At 60.6% G+C, this 15,440-nt stretch carries 16 protein-coding genes; 8 read left to right on the top strand and 8 right to left on the bottom strand.

Going from position 1 to position 15,440, the window contains the following annotated elements; translation table 11 throughout:
• Window positions 1-80 precede the first annotated feature (80 nt).
• The 4 genes from NL123_RS00545 (at window position 81) to NL123_RS00560 (ending at window position 2,527) form a co-directional block, all read left to right on the top strand.
• Complete coding sequence (locus NL123_RS00545; protein WP_248485387.1) at window positions 81-989, top strand: response regulator; 909 nt, start codon at window positions 81-83, stop codon at window positions 987-989.
• Between the two features lie 192 nt (window positions 990-1,181).
• Entirely contained in the window at window positions 1,182-1,505 is a 324-nt protein-coding gene (locus NL123_RS00550) for a type II toxin-antitoxin system RelE/ParE family toxin (RefSeq protein ID WP_248488281.1), read from the top strand.
• A gap of 4 nt (window positions 1,506-1,509) precedes the next feature.
• Entirely contained in the window at window positions 1,510-1,809 is a 300-nt protein-coding gene (locus NL123_RS00555) for a helix-turn-helix domain-containing protein (RefSeq protein WP_058424285.1), read from the top strand.
• A 55-nt stretch (window positions 1,810-1,864) separates the two neighbouring features.
• The gene (locus tag NL123_RS00560) at window positions 1,865-2,527 is read left to right on the top strand and encodes a M23 family metallopeptidase (RefSeq protein ID WP_248485386.1); all 663 of its coding nucleotides are present in this window, start codon (window positions 1,865-1,867) and stop codon (window positions 2,525-2,527) included.
• Between the two features lie 3 nt (window positions 2,528-2,530).
• Here the strand turns inward: NL123_RS00560 and NL123_RS00565 are convergent, their stop codons facing one another.
• From NL123_RS00565 to phoB, 3 genes are all read right to left on the bottom strand, one after another.
• The gene (locus NL123_RS00565) at window positions 2,531-3,871 is read right to left on the bottom strand and encodes a hemolysin family protein (protein ID WP_058424283.1); all 1,341 of its coding nucleotides are present in this window, start codon (window positions 3,869-3,871) and stop codon (window positions 2,531-2,533) included.
• A gap of 208 nt (window positions 3,872-4,079) precedes the next feature.
• Window positions 4,080-5,366: a phosphate regulon sensor histidine kinase PhoR gene (phoR, locus tag NL123_RS00570; protein WP_494358359.1), complete on the bottom strand. Its 1,287-nt coding sequence runs from the start codon at window positions 5,364-5,366 to the stop codon at window positions 4,080-4,082.
• Window positions 5,367-5,447: 81 nt separating this feature from the next.
• A complete protein-coding gene (gene phoB / locus NL123_RS00575) occupies window positions 5,448-6,137 on the bottom strand; it encodes a phosphate regulon transcriptional regulator PhoB (RefSeq protein ID WP_003176964.1) in 690 nt (229 codons plus the stop codon).
• Between the two features lie 155 nt (window positions 6,138-6,292).
• On the opposite strand from phoB, the gene NL123_RS00580 reads away from it, so the two are divergent.
• Complete coding sequence (locus NL123_RS00580) at window positions 6,293-6,673, top strand: COG4315 family predicted lipoprotein (RefSeq protein ID WP_071494653.1); 381 nt, start codon at window positions 6,293-6,295, stop codon at window positions 6,671-6,673.
• Between the two features lie 113 nt (window positions 6,674-6,786).
• Here the strand turns inward: NL123_RS00580 and ubiA are convergent, their stop codons facing one another.
• Window positions 6,787-7,677: a 4-hydroxybenzoate octaprenyltransferase gene (gene ubiA / locus NL123_RS00585; RefSeq protein WP_248485385.1), complete on the bottom strand. Its 891-nt coding sequence runs from the start codon at window positions 7,675-7,677 to the stop codon at window positions 6,787-6,789.
• The gene (locus tag NL123_RS00590) at window positions 7,677-8,240 is read right to left on the bottom strand and encodes a chorismate--pyruvate lyase family protein (RefSeq protein ID WP_248485383.1); all 564 of its coding nucleotides are present in this window, start codon (window positions 8,238-8,240) and stop codon (window positions 7,677-7,679) included. The genes ubiA and NL123_RS00590 overlap by 1 nt, the downstream gene beginning before the upstream one ends.
• Before the next feature lie 194 nt (window positions 8,241-8,434).
• On the opposite strand from NL123_RS00590, the gene NL123_RS00595 reads away from it, so the two are divergent.
• From NL123_RS00595 to NL123_RS00605, 3 genes are all read left to right on the top strand, one after another.
• A complete protein-coding gene (locus tag NL123_RS00595; RefSeq protein WP_015886569.1) occupies window positions 8,435-8,602 on the top strand; it encodes a rubredoxin in 168 nt (55 codons plus the stop codon).
• Between the two features lie 37 nt (window positions 8,603-8,639).
• Entirely contained in the window at window positions 8,640-9,788 is a 1,149-nt protein-coding gene (locus NL123_RS00600; protein WP_494357043.1) for an NAD(P)/FAD-dependent oxidoreductase, read from the top strand.
• A 191-nt stretch (window positions 9,789-9,979) separates the two neighbouring features.
• A complete protein-coding gene (locus NL123_RS00605; protein ID WP_003176958.1) occupies window positions 9,980-10,255 on the top strand; it encodes an HU family DNA-binding protein in 276 nt (91 codons plus the stop codon).
• 104 nt (window positions 10,256-10,359) lie between these two features.
• Here NL123_RS00605 and NL123_RS00610 read toward each other — a convergent pair whose 3' ends face one another.
• The 3 genes from NL123_RS00610 to NL123_RS00620 form a co-directional block, all read right to left on the bottom strand.
• Window positions 10,360-10,767 (bottom strand): Imm44 family immunity protein, encoded by a 408-nt coding sequence (locus tag NL123_RS00610; protein WP_058424277.1) that lies wholly within the window; start codon window positions 10,765-10,767, stop codon window positions 10,360-10,362.
• Between the two features lie 15 nt (window positions 10,768-10,782).
• Window positions 10,783-15,090 (bottom strand): RHS repeat-associated core domain-containing protein, encoded by a 4,308-nt coding sequence (locus NL123_RS00615; RefSeq protein ID WP_494357044.1) that lies wholly within the window; start codon window positions 15,088-15,090, stop codon window positions 10,783-10,785.
• A 66-nt stretch (window positions 15,091-15,156) separates the two neighbouring features.
• On the bottom strand, window positions 15,157-15,438 hold the full coding sequence (locus tag NL123_RS00620; RefSeq protein WP_058424275.1) for a hypothetical protein: 282 nt from the start codon (window positions 15,436-15,438) through the stop codon (window positions 15,157-15,159).
• Between the last annotated feature and the right edge of the window lie 2 nt (window positions 15,439-15,440).

Consider the following 15,440-nt stretch of genomic DNA (forward strand, 5'->3'; position numbering starts at 1 on the left):
CAACGTGACTGCAGAGTTTTTGGCAAAATGCCATCAGTCAGGCGTCTTGCGTGCCGAAGTTTTTATAGGATGAAGGGTCGATGAGTAAAGTCAGTGTATTGGTGGTGGATGACGCCTCGTTTATCCGCGACCTGGTGAAGAAGTGCCTGCGCAATTACTTCCCCGGGATCAAGCTTGAAGACGCGGTGAACGGCAAAAAGGCCCAGGCCATCCTGATGCGCGAGACCTTCGACCTGGTGCTGTGCGACTGGGAAATGCCGGAGATGTCCGGCCTTGAGCTGTTGACCTGGTGCCGCGAGCAGCCTCACCTCAAAGCCATGCCGTTCGTGATGGTCACCAGCCGTGGCGACAAGGAAAACGTAGTCCAGGCTATCCAGGCCGGGGTTTCAGGCTACGTCAGCAAACCGTTCACCAACGAACAGTTGCTGAACAAGGTCAAGCAGGCCCTGCACAAGATCGGCCGCCTCGACGCCCTGGTCGCCAGCGCGCCGACCAAGATGAACTCGGCGTTCGGCAACGATTCCTTGAGCGCCCTGACCGGCGGCAAACCCGAAGTGGCACGTGCGGCTCCTGTTGCTGCTGCGCCTGCGCCTAACAAAGGCTTGCTCAACAGCCCACCGGTGCAGGCCCCGGTAGCGGCTGCGCCGGCGGGTGGTCGTGGCCAGGGCCAATTGCGCCTGTCCAGCGGCACCCAGCAATGCGTGATCAAGGCGCTGAGCATCAAGGAAGCGCTGCTGGTGGTGCGTCGCGGCGAAGTCCTGCCCCAGGTACTGGAAAGCGCCGTGCTCGACCTGGAACAAGGCGACAACGCCGAAGTGGCCCGCCTCAATGGCTACCTGCACGCCATCGTCGCCTTTGAACCGAAGCCGGACAGCGATTGGCTGCAACTGACCTTCCGGTTTATCGACCAGGATGCGCAGAAGCTCGACTACATCTCCCGCCTGATTGCGCGCGGTACAGCACAGAAGCATTTTGTGCCGGGTGCGTGACTCCCTGATTGCCGGGAACCGACCGACTGTCTGATTCCCGGTGCCTGCCTTGATTTATATCTGTTTCGATATAGTCTCTCGATAACGCTCCGGTGTTATCGAGCCTTTGCTATGCCTTGAAACAAACCTCCACGTCCCTTGGCCGAATCGTCGATTACGCTTTTTCTTTCCATGAAAGGAGAAGAGAAGCCAATGCCAAGGCACAAGGATGTGGTGTTTCTAGGAAGCTCGCTCAAGGATCTCAAAGCGTTTCCGCTCGATGCTCGGAGGGCAGTGGGTTTTCAGTTGGATCTCTTGCAGCAGGGTGAGCAACCCTTTGACTGCAAGCCGATGAAGACCATTGGGAGGGGCGTCAGTGAGATCCGGATCACTGAAGAATCGGGTGCTTTTCGGGTGTTCTATGTGGTCAACCGGCCAGAGGCCATCTATGTGTTGCACGCGCTGCGCAAGACCTCACAGAAAACCGAAGGGCGTGATATCGAGCTGGCTCGCGCCAGATTGCAGGAGTTAGGGTGAGCCCATGGCAAATCAAAAAGTTTACGGCGAGCGTTTCAGCTCTGTTTGGGACGCTCTGGAAGAGACACCCCAGCAAGCTGCCAATATGCGGCTGCGTTCAAAATTGCTTTTGGAGCTGTGCCAAACCATTCGCAGCTGGGAGCTTTCTCAAAAAGATGCGGCGCAAAGACTGGGGATCAGTCAGCCCCGACTTAACGACGTTCTCACGGGCAAGATCGACAAACTCTCCCTGGATGCCTTGGTCAATTTGTCGGCGGCTGCCCAAATGAACGTGGATATTTGTTTCAACGGGCTGCCTGCCTGAAGTTGTCATCAAACCGCGCTAACCTGCCGTTCAGTCATCCCGGCAGGTTCACGCCATGCTCATGCGCTTTTTGCTGTGCTGCGGGCTGGCAATGGTCGCTATGTCGGCCCAGGCCATGACCCTCTACAAATCCGTCGATGCCAATGGCCTGGTGTTTATCAGCGACCGGCATACGCCTGGCGCCCAGGTGTTTGTGATCCAGGAGCGCAAGGTTGAGCGACCGATGCTTGTCGTGCCCGGGCCCAATCGTGCACAACAAGCCTACCGCTACCCCTTGCCCTGGCGTGGCGGCCCCTTCCGCATGACCCAAGGCCCCAACGGCAGCTTCAGCCACACCGACGCCAAAAGTCGCTACGCCATGGATATCGCCATGCCCGAAGGCACGCCGATCATTGCGGCGCGTAGTGGAATGGTGGTGAAGACCGAAAACGCGCAGGCCGGGCGAGGCAGCGATGCGTCGGGGAATTTCGTGAGGGTGCGCCACGACGACGGCACCGAGGGCGTCTACCTGCACCTCAAGCAAGGTTCGGTCAGCGTCCGGGTCGGTCAGCGTGTGGCGGTGGGCAGTCCGCTGGCGCTGTCGGGCAATACCGGCAACAGCAGCGGGCCGCATCTGCATTTTGTGGTGCAGCGCGCCACCGAGGCGGGGCTGGTCTCGATTCCGTATGAGTTCAACCAGCCGGTCGGTGCATTGCCCAACTTTGCATTGGGCAATTGACGGTCAATCCAGCAGCAGCACCTTGGCCAACACGATCTTCGGCCCTTTCATCTTCTTGATGATGATGCGCAAACCTTCAACCTCCAGCACTTCCTCCTCTTCCGGCACCCGCTTGAGGGTGTCGTAGATCAGGCCGGCGAGGGTTTCGGCTTCGATGTGGTCCAGGTCCACGCCCAGCAGGCGTTCGACCTTGAACAGGGGCGTATCGCCACGTACCAGCAGCTTGCCCGGCTGATAGGCCAGGATGCCGCGCTCGGCCTTGCGGTGTTCGTCCTGGATATCGCCCACCAGTACTTCCAGCACGTCTTCCATGGTGAGGTAGCCGATGATCTTGCCGTCGGCTTCTTCCACCAGGGCGAAGTGCGCGCCGCCTTTGCGGAACTGTTCCAGCAGCTGCGACAACGGCATGTGCCGCGACACACGCTCCAGCGGGCGGGTCAGCTCGGCCAGGTTGAACGACTCGGGGATGTGGTCCAGGGCCGCCAGTTCCAGCAGCAGGTCCTTGATGTGCAGCAGGCCCACGAATTCGTTGCGTACCGCGTCATACACCGGGTAACGGCTGAACTTGTGACGACGGAACAGCGCGAGGATTTCCTTGAGCGGGGCGTTGAAGTCCAGGGTCACCAGGTCTTCCCGGGAGTTGGCCCAGTCCACCACTTCCAGCTCGCCCATTTCCACGGCGGAGGCCAGTACACGCATGCCTTGGTCGCTCGGGTCCTGGCCACGGCTGGAGTGCAGGATCAGCTTGAGCTCTTCGCGGCTGTAGTGGTGCTCATGGTGTGGGCCAGGCTCGCCTTGGCCGGCGATGCGCAGGATGGCGTTGGCGCTGGCGTTGAGCAGGTAGATCGCCGGGTACATGGCCCAGTAGAACAGGTACAGCGGCACCGCCGTCCACAGCGACAGCAACTCGGGCTTGCGAATCGCCCAGGACTTGGGCGCCAACTCACCAACGACGATGTGCAGGTAGGAAATCACGAAGAACGCCGCAAAGAACGACACGCCCTTGATCACTTCCGGCGACTCGACGCCCACGGCGCCCAGCAGCGGCTCGAGGATATGCGCGAAGGCCGGCTCACCGACCCAGCCCAGGCCCAGGGAGGCGAGGGTGATACCCAGCTGGCAGGCCGACAGGTAGGCGTCGAGCTGGCTGTGCACGGTGCGCAGGATCTGCCCGCGCCAGCCGTTTTTGTGGGCGATGGCCTCGACCCGGGTGGCGCGCAGCTTGACCATGGCAAATTCCGCCGCAACGAAGAAACCGTTGAGCAGTACCAGGACCAGTGCAAAAAGAATCATGCCGAAGTCGGCGAAGAGTGTCGCGAGGGTGATACCAGGGGAAGGGTCCATGATGGGGTTTTGCAGGTTCCGTATGTTCAGTAAGGGGTGGCAGGTGGGCCTGAAAGGCAGGCGCAAGTCGGCCAATGTAGCGGCTGACGGGGCGCTTGCCTAGTGCCCACTGCCGGGCGGGGCTTGGAATGCACTCTCTAAAACAACACCGGTCCCCTGTGGGAGGGGGCAAGCCCCCTCCCACATTTAGGCCCGTGGTGTATTTGGATTACTCGTCGTTGCTGAGGGCTCGCGAACGCGTCATCTGCGCCGGCGGAAAATGGCAGGTAAACGTGCTGCCATGTCCCAGCACGCTGCTGATTTCCAGGCGTGCGCGGTGGCGCAGCAGCACGTGTTTGACGATCGCCAGGCCGAGCCCGGTGCCACCGGTGTTGGAATTGCGGCTGGAGTCGACACGGTAGAAACGCTCGGTCAGGCGCGGCAGGTGCTTGGCGTCGATGCCGATGCCGGAGTCCTGCACGCTCAAGTGCGCGCCTTGGTCGTCGGCCCACCAGCGGATGCGGATATTGCCTTTGTCCTGGGTGTATTTCACGGCGTTGAACACCAGGTTGGAAAACGCGCTGCGCAACTCGCCTTCGCTGCCCTTGAGCAATACGGCCGGGTCGGCTTCCAGGGTGATCTGCTGCCCGCGTTGGCCGGAGAGGGCCTGGGCGTCGTTCTTGATGGTCTGCAACAGGCTCTGCACCGCCACCGGGTGGTTGTCCGACGGGTAATCGGTGGCCTCCAGCTTGGCCAGCAACAGCAGGTCGTTGAGCAGTGTCTGCATGCGCGAACCTTGCTGCTGCATTTGTTGCAGGGCCCGGCTCCAGCGGGGGTTGATCTCGTCGACGTTGTCCAGCAGCGTCTCCAGGTAGCCGCAGATCACCGTCAGCGGTGTACGCAACTCGTGGGAGACGTTGGCGACGAAGTCCTTGCGCATCTGTTCCAACTGATGGATGCGGGTGACGTCGCGCACCAGCATCAGGTGTTCATTGTTGCCGTAGCGCGTCAGGTACAGCTGGATGCGTACGCGGTCATTGGTGGGCGAGGGGATTTCCAGGGCTTCTTCGTAGTTCTCCTGTTCGAAGTACTCCTTGAAGCGCGGGTGGCGCACCAGGTTGGTCACCGGCTGGCCGCTGTCCTGGGGCGTCTTGAGGCCCAGCAGGGTTTCGGCGGCGCGGTTCCACCATTCCAGGTTGCCGTCGCTGTCGAGCATGATCACTGCGTCCTTGAGCGCGGCGGTGGACTCCTGCACCCGGTCGATCACCGCTTGCAGGCGCCCGCGCACACGCTGGTCGCGGCGTTGCAGGTGGTAGATGCTGTCGAACACTTCGCCCCACAGGCCGTAGCCATCGGGAGGTGCTTCGTCGGGTTTGTGCTGGCGCAGCCATTCGTGCAGGCGCAGCAGTTGCTTGAGGGTCCAGCCCAGGTACAGGGCAATGCCGACTGCCAGGCTCCAGCCGTAATAGCCGCTGACCAGGCCAACCAGCAGGCAGCCGGTGATCAGCAAAAGCATGTGGCGGATCAGGGTGCCATGCCAGTTTTGGTTCACTTGAACATGCGTCCTTGTCAGCTGTTAAGTCAGGCTGCGATTGGCTCAGCCCTTGGTAGAGAAGCGGTAACCAGTACCGCGCACGGTTTGTACCAGATTCTCGTAGGCATCGCCCAAGGCTTTGCGCAGGCGACGGATATGCACGTCCACGGTGCGCTCTTCCACGTACACGTTGCCGCCCCACACCTGGTCCAGCAATTGGCCACGGGTATAGGCACGTTCCTGGTGGGTCATGAAGAATTGCAGCAGGCGGTATTCGGTGGGGCCCATCTCGGCCGGCTTGCCGTCGATGGTCACGCGATGGCTGATCGGGTCCAGCAGCAGGCCGCCGACTTCAATCGGCGCTTCGCCATCGGTAGGCCCGGCACGGCGCAGTACGGCTTTCAGGCGTGCGACCAGTTCCCGTGGGGAAAAAGGCTTGGTGATGTAGTCATCGGCACCCACTTCCAGGCCCTGGATCTTGTTGTCCTCTTCGCCCTTGGCGGTGAGCATGATGATCGGTATGTCCCCGGTCAGTTCGTCACGCTTGAGGCGGCGGGCCAGTTCGATGCCGGAGGTGCCGGGCAGCATCCAGTCCAGCAGAATAAGGTCCGGCTTGCGGTCGACGATAATGGCATGGGCCTGCTGGGAGTTCTCCGCCTCCAGGCAGTCGTAGCCGGCCATTTCCAACGCAACGGCGATCATCTCGCGGATGGGCGCTTCGTCGTCAACAATCAGAATGCTCCTGCCAACCATGCTCGAAAATCCTCTTGTCATTTAACTGTCTTGCGCCGCATTAGATAACGGAATTATTGCAGTCGTGTGACAGTAATTTAGTCGCTCGGGCAATTCCCGCCTCTCTGGACTACGCTTTGAGTCCGAATCCTGACAACCACAAAAGGAAGGTTCCGATGACTTACAGCACGATTTCCTGGAAAGCCCTGCTGGTGACGGCGGCATTGACGCTGCCGGGCCTGGCGTTCGCGGCGGAGCCGGCGATGACCAAAGACGGGATGCTGGTGGATCACAAGGGCATGACGCTCTACACCTTTGCCAAGGACGCCGATGGCAAGTCCATGTGCAACGACAAGTGCGCCACCAACTGGCCCCCACTGATGGCCGAATCCACCGACAAGCCTATGGGTAAATGGACCGTCATCACCCGTGACGATCAAAAAAGCCAATGGGCATACAGCGGGAAGCCGCTCTATACCTTCATCATGGACAAGAAAGCGGGCGACATGACCGGTGAGGGCAAAATGGACGGGGCCTGGAAGGTCGCCAAACCTTGATCACGCGGCGCCACTGAAAGCATCGGGGGCAAGCCCCCTCCTACAGGCGAACACATTCCAACTGTGGGAGGGGGCTTGCCCCCGATGAGGTCGCGACAGCCGGCACAAAAACCTCAGCGAAACGCGTAATCCAGCACAATCCCGACAAATATCGCCAACCCCGCCCAGTGGTTGTGCAGGAACGCCTTGAAGCACTTCATGCGGTCCTTGTCCCGGGTATACCAGAACTCCCAGGCAAAACAGCCCGCCGCGGCCACCAGACCCAGGTGGAACCAGCCACCCAACTCGAATCGCGCACCCGCCAGCAACAGGCACACCAGCGACAGCCCTTGTAGCGTCAGAATGATCACGCGATCGGCATCACCAAACAAAATGGCGGTGGATTTCACACCGATCTTCAAGTCGTCATCCCGGTCGGTCATCGCGTAATAAGTGTCGTAGCCGACCGTCCAGAGCAGATTGGCGATATAGAGCAGCCACGCGGTGGCAGGCAGGCTGCCGGTCTCGGCGGTGAACGCCATCGGCATGCCCCAGGAAAACGCCGCCCCCAACACCACCTGCGGGTAATAGGTGTAGCGCTTCATGAACGGGTAGCTCGCCGCCAGCGCCAGGCCACCGAGGGACAGCAGGATAGTGGTGGCGTTGGTCAGCAGCACCAGCAGGAAACTGATGCCCATCAGCACCGCAAAAAACACCAGTGCCTCTTTAGAAGTGATCTTGCCGCTGACCAGTGGGCGTTGCTCGGTGCGCTTTACGTGGCCGTCGACCTTGCGGTCGGCCCAGTCATTGATCACGCAGCCGCCGGCGCGAGTCAGCACCACGCCCAGCACGAAGATCACGATATTGATTAAAGAGGGCGAGCCTTTGCCGGCGATCCACAGCGCCCACAGCGTCGGCCACAACAGCAGGTAGATGCCGATGGGCTTGTCCATGCGGGTCAACTGAATGAAATCCCAGGCCCTGGGGTTCAGGTGGTTCAGGGACTTGAGCAGACGTTGATACATCAGCAATTCTCCGGATGGGCGTGCAGAGCGTGCCAGAAACTGGGCAAGAAGACCTCCGCGACCAGCACGCTCAGTGGCCCGCGATCAAAGCGTGAGCGGCGTGCCCACAGCCCGTCGACCTGATCGGCCGCTGGCAACCAGTGCCGAGGGTAATGGCACACTTCGATGGCCTGGCGGGTGAAGGCCTGGTCACAGAACAGCAGTTCGCCCAGGGACCGGCTGCCCAACTCATCCATATGCAGGCCGTCGCCCTGCAGAGCGCCGCGTGCGGCCACACTGCGTGCGAACACCCACGGCTGGCCATGCCCACGCAGATACACCTCGCGCACCCAACCGATACTGGCCGGCGCCAGCGCCAGGGCGGCACATTCGTCATCGCGTAGCGGCTGCCAGCCTTCGAACAGTGGCGTGACGCTGAAACCGTCGTTGGACAGCCACGTCAACCGCCGCGTCAGCGAGTCTTCGTTGAACAGCCAATTGAGGGTCAAGGACGTGGGTACAGGGGCCAGGAGGCTCTGGGTCAACCATTGGCAAGCATCGGCAGGGTCGATTGAGTGCGGCACGGTGAGTCAGTATCGGCAGCAAAAGAGGCGGCGAGCTTACCATGGCGATCAGGGTTTTTGCCGGACGCAACCGGCTGTTTGCGTCGATCACGCTTGCATCTGCCGGCCACCATCAGTACAAAACGCCCTGAGCCGCACGGCAACGCGGGTCTATCGACCGTCGGCCAAGATGCCTGACCCTGAGGAAGCAAGTGATGAAGAAGTGGCAATGTGTAGTCTGTGGCCTGATCTATGACGAGAAAGACGGCTGGCCGGATGATGGAATTCTGCCTGGCACCCGTTGGGAAGACGTCCCGGAAGACTGGCTGTGCCCGGACTGCGGCGTGGGCAAAATGGATTTCGAAATGATCGAGATCGGCTGATTCTCGGTTTTCAGAAAAGTACTACAAGGAGAAAGGAATGAACGCACCTGTCGTGATCATCGGCACCGGATTGGCCGGTTACAACCTGGCCCGGGAGTTTCGCAAGCTCGACAGCGAGACCCCATTGCTGCTGATCACTGCCGATGATGGGCGCTCCTACTCCAAGCCCATGCTCTCCACCGGCTTTGGCAAGAACAAGGAAGCCGATGGCCTGAGCATGGCTGAACCCGGTGCCATGGCCGAGCAACTCAAGGCCGAAGTGCGCACCCACACTCGCGTCAGTGGCATCGACCCCGGCCACAAACGCCTGTGGATCGGCGAAGAAGCGGTGGCCTATCGCGACCTGATCCTGGCCTGGGGCGCCGAAACCGTGCGTGTGCCGGTTGAAGGCGATGCGGCTGACCTGATTTTCCCGATCAACGACCTTGAAGACTACGCACGCTTTCGTGCCGCCGCTGCCGGCAAGCGCCGCGTGCTGCTGCTCGGCGCCGGCCTGATCGGCTGCGAGTTCGCCAATGACCTGATCCTGGGCGGTTATGAAATCGACCTGGTGGCGCCGTGCGAGCAGGTCATGCCGACCCTGCTGCACCCGGCCGCCGCTGCTGCGGTACAGGCAGGCCTTGAAGGCCTCGGCGTGCGCTTCCACCTGGGCCCGGTGCTCAATCGCCTGCAACGCAACGCTGATGGCCTGGAAGCCCACCTGTCGGACGGCGAAGTGATCGCCTGCGACCTGGTGGTCTCGGCCATCGGCCTGCGCCCCCGCGTCGACCTGGCCGCCGCCGCGGGCCTGCAGACCAATCGCGGGATCATGGTGGACCGCCACCTCAAGACCTCCCACGCCAACATCTACGCCCTGGGCGACTGCGCCGAGGTCGACGGCCTGAACCTGCTGTACGTGATGCCGCTGATGAGCTGCGCCCGCGCCCTGGCTCAGACCCTGGCCGGAAACGCCACCGCCGTCAGCTACGGCCCAATGCCGGTGACCGTGAAAACCCCGATCTGCCCGCTGGTGGTGTCGCCACCGCCACGAGGCACCGAAGGTGTCTGGAGCGTCGAAGGCGAGGGCGCCGACATCAAGGCCCTGTGCCGTGACGCCAGCGGTCGCCTGCTGGGTTACGCACTGACTGGGAGCGCCGTGATGGAAAAACTGGCCCTCAACAAAGAACTTCCGCCGTTGCTGGCGTAAATACCGGTCGTTCTGTCGGAATAAGCACGTTTTTCCCTCCAGAAAGGTCGCCGCTAGACTGGCGGAGCGTGCGAGGGCATGCCATCCTCACTCCCGTCTGCCGCAGAGTAGAGCCTGCGGCGCTTTGGGCGCTGCTCCAGAAGAGAGCAGCACGGACATAACAACAAAAAACCGTCAAAGAGGCTTCACTTATGCGTAAACCAGAACTCGCAGCCGCCATCGCTGAAAAAGCCGATCTCACTAAAGAACAGGCCAACCGCGTCCTCAACGCCGTTCTCGAAGAAATCACAGGCGCCCTGCACCGCAAGGACAGCGTCACCCTGGTTGGCTTCGGCACCTTCCTGCAACGCCACCGTGGCGCTCGCACTGGCAAAAACCCTCAAACCGGTGAGCCGGTGAAAATCAAGGCCAGCAACACGGTTGCGTTCAAGCCGGGTAAATCGCTGAAAGACACTGTTAACGCGTAAGAGCGTTACCGTCTCGAAGGGGGCGGGGTGGTAGGAAAAATGGGCACGCCGACGGGGTTGGGTGCCCATTTTTTGTGGGGCACCCCGTAGCCTTTTTTGGGATTTCAGGCTACCCATTCGTTTTCGGTACACCATTGCTTCACATCGGCGATCAGTTGTTCTGAAACCGGCTGAAGATTGGGGAGCTTTTTTTCGTATTTTTTAATGCTCTCAACAAAAAACTCAAAAAACGCTGCGCCGATTAATTTACGTTGAGCGGCCTTATCCTTTTTGTACGGGATGAAATCTTCCTCGTCCATAGCGATGTCCAGGCCGAACATTTTGTCTTTGGTGTAGTAACGGCAAAATGTTTTCCGCTCGAGCCCCTGAGGCAGGCATCGCATGCAGACTGCAAGTTCCCAGTCGAGGGAGGGATATTTCTTCTCAAGAATCTCACTCAAGCCATTTAGCTCGTCAGTGATTTCAAAGACTTTTGTCCAGCTGGGTGAGTCCGATGTTGTATCGACTCGCATAAAGTAATCCTCATCTCAGTGTCTGCACTTGTTACCTGGAGGCAGTTTTCCTCGGCGTTTGAAATACTTTCCGATTTTTAGCCTTTCCCATACTTGCATGTTGCCTTTCGTGGGGGCCGCCATCACGCGTTTGTAAGCGAGGTTGTTAGCTTTGAGCCACTTTTGCGTGTATCGCCTGTTCGGATTGACAGTTTCACCGACTTTCCAGACTTCACCTTTCTTCAAATAAACTTTACCAACTGGCTTTTTATGGCCCCACGCCATTTCATCATAAAGGCCATCTTTCTTCGCAATCAGATAGTAAAGCTCGGGGGCCAGACCCCATGGATCAATCCAGGATATTGGATTGGGGGCGTACTGGTAAAAATTGAGCCCACCATCAAACCCAATCGGATCCGGCGTAGTAAACCGCCCCACATCCGGATCATAAAACCTGAACGTATTGAAATGCAGCCCCGTCTCCCGATCCAGGTACTGCCCCTGGAACCGCAGATTCTGCTCTTCAATGTAATAAGGCTCGCGCACTTCCTCCAGTGTGTTGCCCCACACCCGATAAGTCGCCTGCCAGACGCTGTGCCCATCGGCCTCGGTCAGTTGTTCGGGCAACCCGTTCAGGTCGTTGTGGTAGTAGCGAATCTTCTGCAACGGGCCAAGGCCGTCGACGCGGGCCAGCGGTTCGTAGCCGTCATCGTCGTAAACATAGAGGCTGGTCTGGCTGTGTTTATGCTCCTGCAACAACCGCAGTCCATCCCACACAAACTGCGTTTCTCCCAGCGGATACCCGTCACGGCCATGCTCGGTTTTTTCGATGCGTCGGCCCAGTGGGTCATAGGTCATTCGCACGACGCTGCCGTCATCGTTACGCACTTCAACCAAGCGGCTTTCAGCATCGTAGGCAAACCGCTGCACGCCCCGTTTGGCGCTGCGTTTTTCAATCGTGCGGCCAAACGCGTCATAGCGATAACGCTTGTCCTGATAGGTCAGCAGCTTGTTATGCACCACCAACCCCGCGCCAGCCTGCGGGCCGTCCAGCAAGTTGGCGGCGGCGTCGTAGGCGAAGGTTTCACGCTGGCCGTGCAGGCTGTCTTGGCTGGCGATGATGCGGCCGGTGGCGTCGTAGTGCAGCAGTTGGCGGTGTTGCGTGGCGGGCTGCTGGTCGAGTTTGCCGATCAGGTTGTCGGCGGGGTCGTACTCGAACTGTTTTTGCGCCGCAGCGGGCAGCAAGGTGGATTGACCGGCGTGACGACGCTGACGTGCGCGCAGGCGGCCGCTGCGGTCGTATTCGCTGCGGGTGCTGAGCTGGCCCTGGGTACGCAGCACTTCGCGGTGCAGGCGGTCGCGTTCGAAGTCGCTGATGACCTGGCCGTCGAGGTTGATCTGGTGCAGGTGGCCGCTGCCATAGTACAGGCGATTGAGCCAGCGGCCGTCCGGCAGTTGGGTCTGGATCAGGTTGCCGAGCTCGTCGTAGTGGTGGTGCAGGCCGCCTGCCGAGCTTTGTTCGGTCACCAACTGGCCGAGGGCGTCGTAGGCGAAGCCCAGGGCCTGGGCGTTGCCTTGCAGGTCGGTGAAGGTGACAGCAGTGAGTTGGTCGAGCTCGTCGTAGCGGTACTCGGTGCGGCCATCGTCCGTGGTTTTGGTCACCAACCGGCCGACCGCATCGCGTTCGAGTCGATGCACGATAGGCGCGGGTGGTATGTCGGGCACCAACGCCAGGCCATTGCCGTAAGGCGCGGGAACGGCCGTCAGCGTCGTGACATTATCCAACGCGTCGTAATCGTAGCGCTTGGCGCTGCCATCGAGGTCTTGCTGCTCAACCAGCCGATCGCCAGCGTCCCACGCGAAACGATATCGCTCGCCGTTCTCATTGATCAGTGCCTGCAACCGCCCATAGCTGTCATAGCCGAACTGCACTTGCCGGCCATGGGCATCGATGCGCTGGCGTACCTGCCCGCGACGGTTGTGCTGGTACAACGTGGTATGTCCGGCCGGGTCGGTGTAACCCACCAGTTGCCCGCTCGTATCGCGCTGGTACTGCTCGATACGACCGTCTGGCAACTGGGTGGTGAGCAAGCGCCCCTGTGCGTCATAGCTGAATTGAGTGCGTTCGCCGAGAGCATCGGTGATGACCTGCAGATAGCCGCGCTCGTCATAGCTGAAACGCGTCGGGTAACCCGAGCAGTCGGTATGCTCGACCAGTTGCCCGAACGGATTCCAGCGCAGCTTTTTGCTTTTGCCGGTGGCATCGATGATTTCCACGACCTGACCGTGGTCGTCATAGCGGTAGCGGGTGACGTAGCCCAGCGGATCGGTTTCGGCGATGCAGTTGCCGCGCTGATCGTAGCGATACGCCCAGCTATTGTCGGCGGCGTCGGTCTCCACCAGTGGCAGTGCCCAGTGCTCAAGCCACAAGGTCGAATCGCTGCGCCCTAGCGGGTCGGTTTCGCCGATCAGGTTGCCGGCCTCGTCATAGCTGTATGCAAAGCGCCCGCCCAGCGGATCAGTGGCACTGAGCAACTGGCGCTCGTCGTTCCATTCGAACAGCCAGGTGTGGCCGAGATTGTCGCTGTATCGAATGATCTGGTGTTGGGTGTTCCAATGCCGGGTACTGACGCGTTGCAGGCCATCGGTAATTCGCGTGATACCGGCCTGCAAGTCATAGTCGAACTGGTAGGCGTCGCCTTCGTCGGTCCAGTGCCGCACCACGCGCCATTCCAGGTCTTCAACCAAGGCCCACTCATAGAAGCAGCGCAATCCGGTGGGCAGTTGATGCTCCACCATCCGCTGGCCACTGTCGTAGGCGAAACGCCGCTGGACCTGGCCAGTGGTATCGCGCACTTCAGCCAGGCTGCCCTGCGCGTCGAAGCCATAGCTGACGAGCACTTCGCGGCGCTGATCGGGGTACAGGCGTTCGATGCGCGCCAACTGGCCCTGATCACGGATCAACTCAACCTGCACCAGGTCGAAGGTATCGCGCAGTCGCACCAGTTGCCCGGCGGCGTCGTAGTCGACTTGGATGCGGTTGTCATTTCGGTCGCCGAGCTGGCTAAGGCGCAGCAACGACGGGTTGGCAGAGGGTTCAAACAAGCGATACAACCCGTCATCGCTTTCGATCAGCAACTGCCCATTGAGATGTCGCCGCACGGCCAGCCCTTCACCCGCGCTGAACACGGCGCCGCCCAAGGGAATCGAGCCCATGTCGATGGGGCGGCCTTGTTCATCGGTGTAGACCAGCGTTTCGCCGCCATCGGGGTGAGGCTGGATGTCGACGCACACTTCATACGGCACGCTCCAGCCTGCGCCGAAAAGACTGCCCGTGCGTGCGTCGCGGCTGTTGTAGAAGCGTTGCCAATCAATCGGCAGGATGCCGGGCAGGACGAAATCCAGCTCATCATCGCCGCCCAGCACCTTCGCGCCGGTGGCCGCATGCACCGGATTCGAAGAGCCCATCGCTGCGTTCGCCACGGCCCCCATCGCGCTGCTGACCGCCATCGACGTAGCGCCGCCGATCAACATGCACGGCAGTTTGCTGAAGAACTTGCCCTTGCCGCCCTTGAGCATCAACAACGCCGTGACCGCCAGCCCCACGCCCGGGGTCTTGCCGCTGCGGATCTCACGCACCACCACCGAGCCGCCGCCGATGGTCACGTTGGAAGAAATCAACCCCGACGACACCACTGTCGCATCACAGGTACTGCGATCACCACTGCGCACCGCCGGTTGGCCGTTGATGGTGACTTTGTCCGATCCCTCGGCCAGAAACTGCGGCGGCATCGGCGGATGCTTCATGCAGGTGACCAGGTCCAGCGGCTTGGGCTCGGCCCCAGGCGCGGGGGTGGCGACGGTAGGGCGCCACATCTGCGAGAAGAAACTTTCGGCCATATCCAGATAGCTGGCTTCCTGCTCGGGTGCGGGGTCTTCCAGTTCGGTACCGGCCGGTGCGACATGGGAGCTGATCGCCCCGGCGGCGCGTGCAGCGGGGATGTTGTTGGTCAGGGTATCGATGGCGCCGGTAAGAATATTGGCCTGCACCGTGGGCGGAAACAGCGCGTTGGCGAACGTATCGCATAAATTCGTCAGGCCTTTGTCCGCCCCGGTCTTGCTCATGGCCAGGCCGACAATCGTGCCCACCACCGCTCCCAGCAGGAAACAGCCAAGCCCACCAGTGGCGACGGTAATCCCGGTGGCGGCGACGACAGCCGCCGTCGCTACCGCCGTGATCGCGATATTGGCCGCCACCTCCAACACCCCGCCAAGGATGTCCGCCATCATCGAGGTGTGAGTCAGCGCATCGCCCATCCGGGCCGCCCAGAGTGCATCAGACACGCACTGCACTCCTGTGTCTGATTGAATTGAACGCACAACTGTCCATAGTCGCCGTGTCCTTGGGTGTTATGGCATGCGCATCAGTGCTGTCTTCAAGCGTTTTATCAGCGTGGGACTTTCCAGGCACTCCAGCGGGGTGAGGTTGTCGAGTGCCGGAACCTTTTGCCCGATCCACCACAACCCCTCTTCAAGGCCTCGTTTTCCACGCAGTATCACTGCCAGGTCGAGATGGCCGCCCAAGGCCTTGGCCAGTTCACGTGCATCGTCGTCAAGGTAGTCCTCTTCATACAGGGCCACTGTGCTCTGCCAGTCCGCGTCACCCGGGTATTCGTTTTCCAGTCGTTCCATGT

This window comes from Pseudomonas sp. FBCC-B1565, from assembly GCF_059133265.1.

Excerpts from the sequence above, each read along its gene's own strand:
- NL123_RS00550 (WP_248488281.1), top strand. The coding sequence starts at position 1,182 with ATGCCAAGGCACAAGGATGTGGTGTTTCTAGGAAGCTCGCTCAAGGAT.
- NL123_RS00600 (WP_494357043.1), top strand. The coding sequence starts at position 8,640 with ATGAACGCACCTGTCGTGATCATCGGCACCGGATTGGCCGGTTACAAC.
- NL123_RS00595 (WP_015886569.1), top strand. The coding sequence starts at position 8,435 with ATGAAGAAGTGGCAATGTGTAGTCTGTGGCCTGATCTATGACGAGAAA.
- phoR (WP_494358359.1), bottom strand. The coding sequence starts at position 5,366 with ATGCTTTTGCTGATCACCGGCTGCCTGCTGGTTGGCCTGGTCAGCGGC.
- NL123_RS00555 (WP_058424285.1), top strand. The coding sequence starts at position 1,510 with ATGGCAAATCAAAAAGTTTACGGCGAGCGTTTCAGCTCTGTTTGGGAC.
- NL123_RS00560 (WP_248485386.1), top strand. The coding sequence starts at position 1,865 with ATGCTCATGCGCTTTTTGCTGTGCTGCGGGCTGGCAATGGTCGCTATG.
- NL123_RS00610 (WP_058424277.1), bottom strand. The coding sequence starts at position 10,767 with ATGCGAGTCGATACAACATCGGACTCACCCAGCTGGACAAAAGTCTTT.
- NL123_RS00620 (WP_058424275.1), bottom strand. The coding sequence starts at position 15,438 with ATGGAACGACTGGAAAACGAATACCCGGGTGACGCGGACTGGCAGAGC.
- NL123_RS00605 (WP_003176958.1), top strand. The coding sequence starts at position 9,980 with ATGCGTAAACCAGAACTCGCAGCCGCCATCGCTGAAAAAGCCGATCTC.
- NL123_RS00545 (WP_248485387.1), top strand. The coding sequence starts at position 81 with ATGAGTAAAGTCAGTGTATTGGTGGTGGATGACGCCTCGTTTATCCGC.
- NL123_RS00580 (WP_071494653.1), top strand. The coding sequence starts at position 6,293 with ATGACTTACAGCACGATTTCCTGGAAAGCCCTGCTGGTGACGGCGGCA.
- NL123_RS00565 (WP_058424283.1), bottom strand. The coding sequence starts at position 3,871 with ATGGACCCTTCCCCTGGTATCACCCTCGCGACACTCTTCGCCGACTTC.
- phoB (WP_003176964.1), bottom strand. The coding sequence starts at position 6,137 with ATGGTTGGCAGGAGCATTCTGATTGTTGACGACGAAGCGCCCATCCGC.
- ubiA (WP_248485385.1), bottom strand. The coding sequence starts at position 7,677 with ATGTATCAACGTCTGCTCAAGTCCCTGAACCACCTGAACCCCAGGGCC.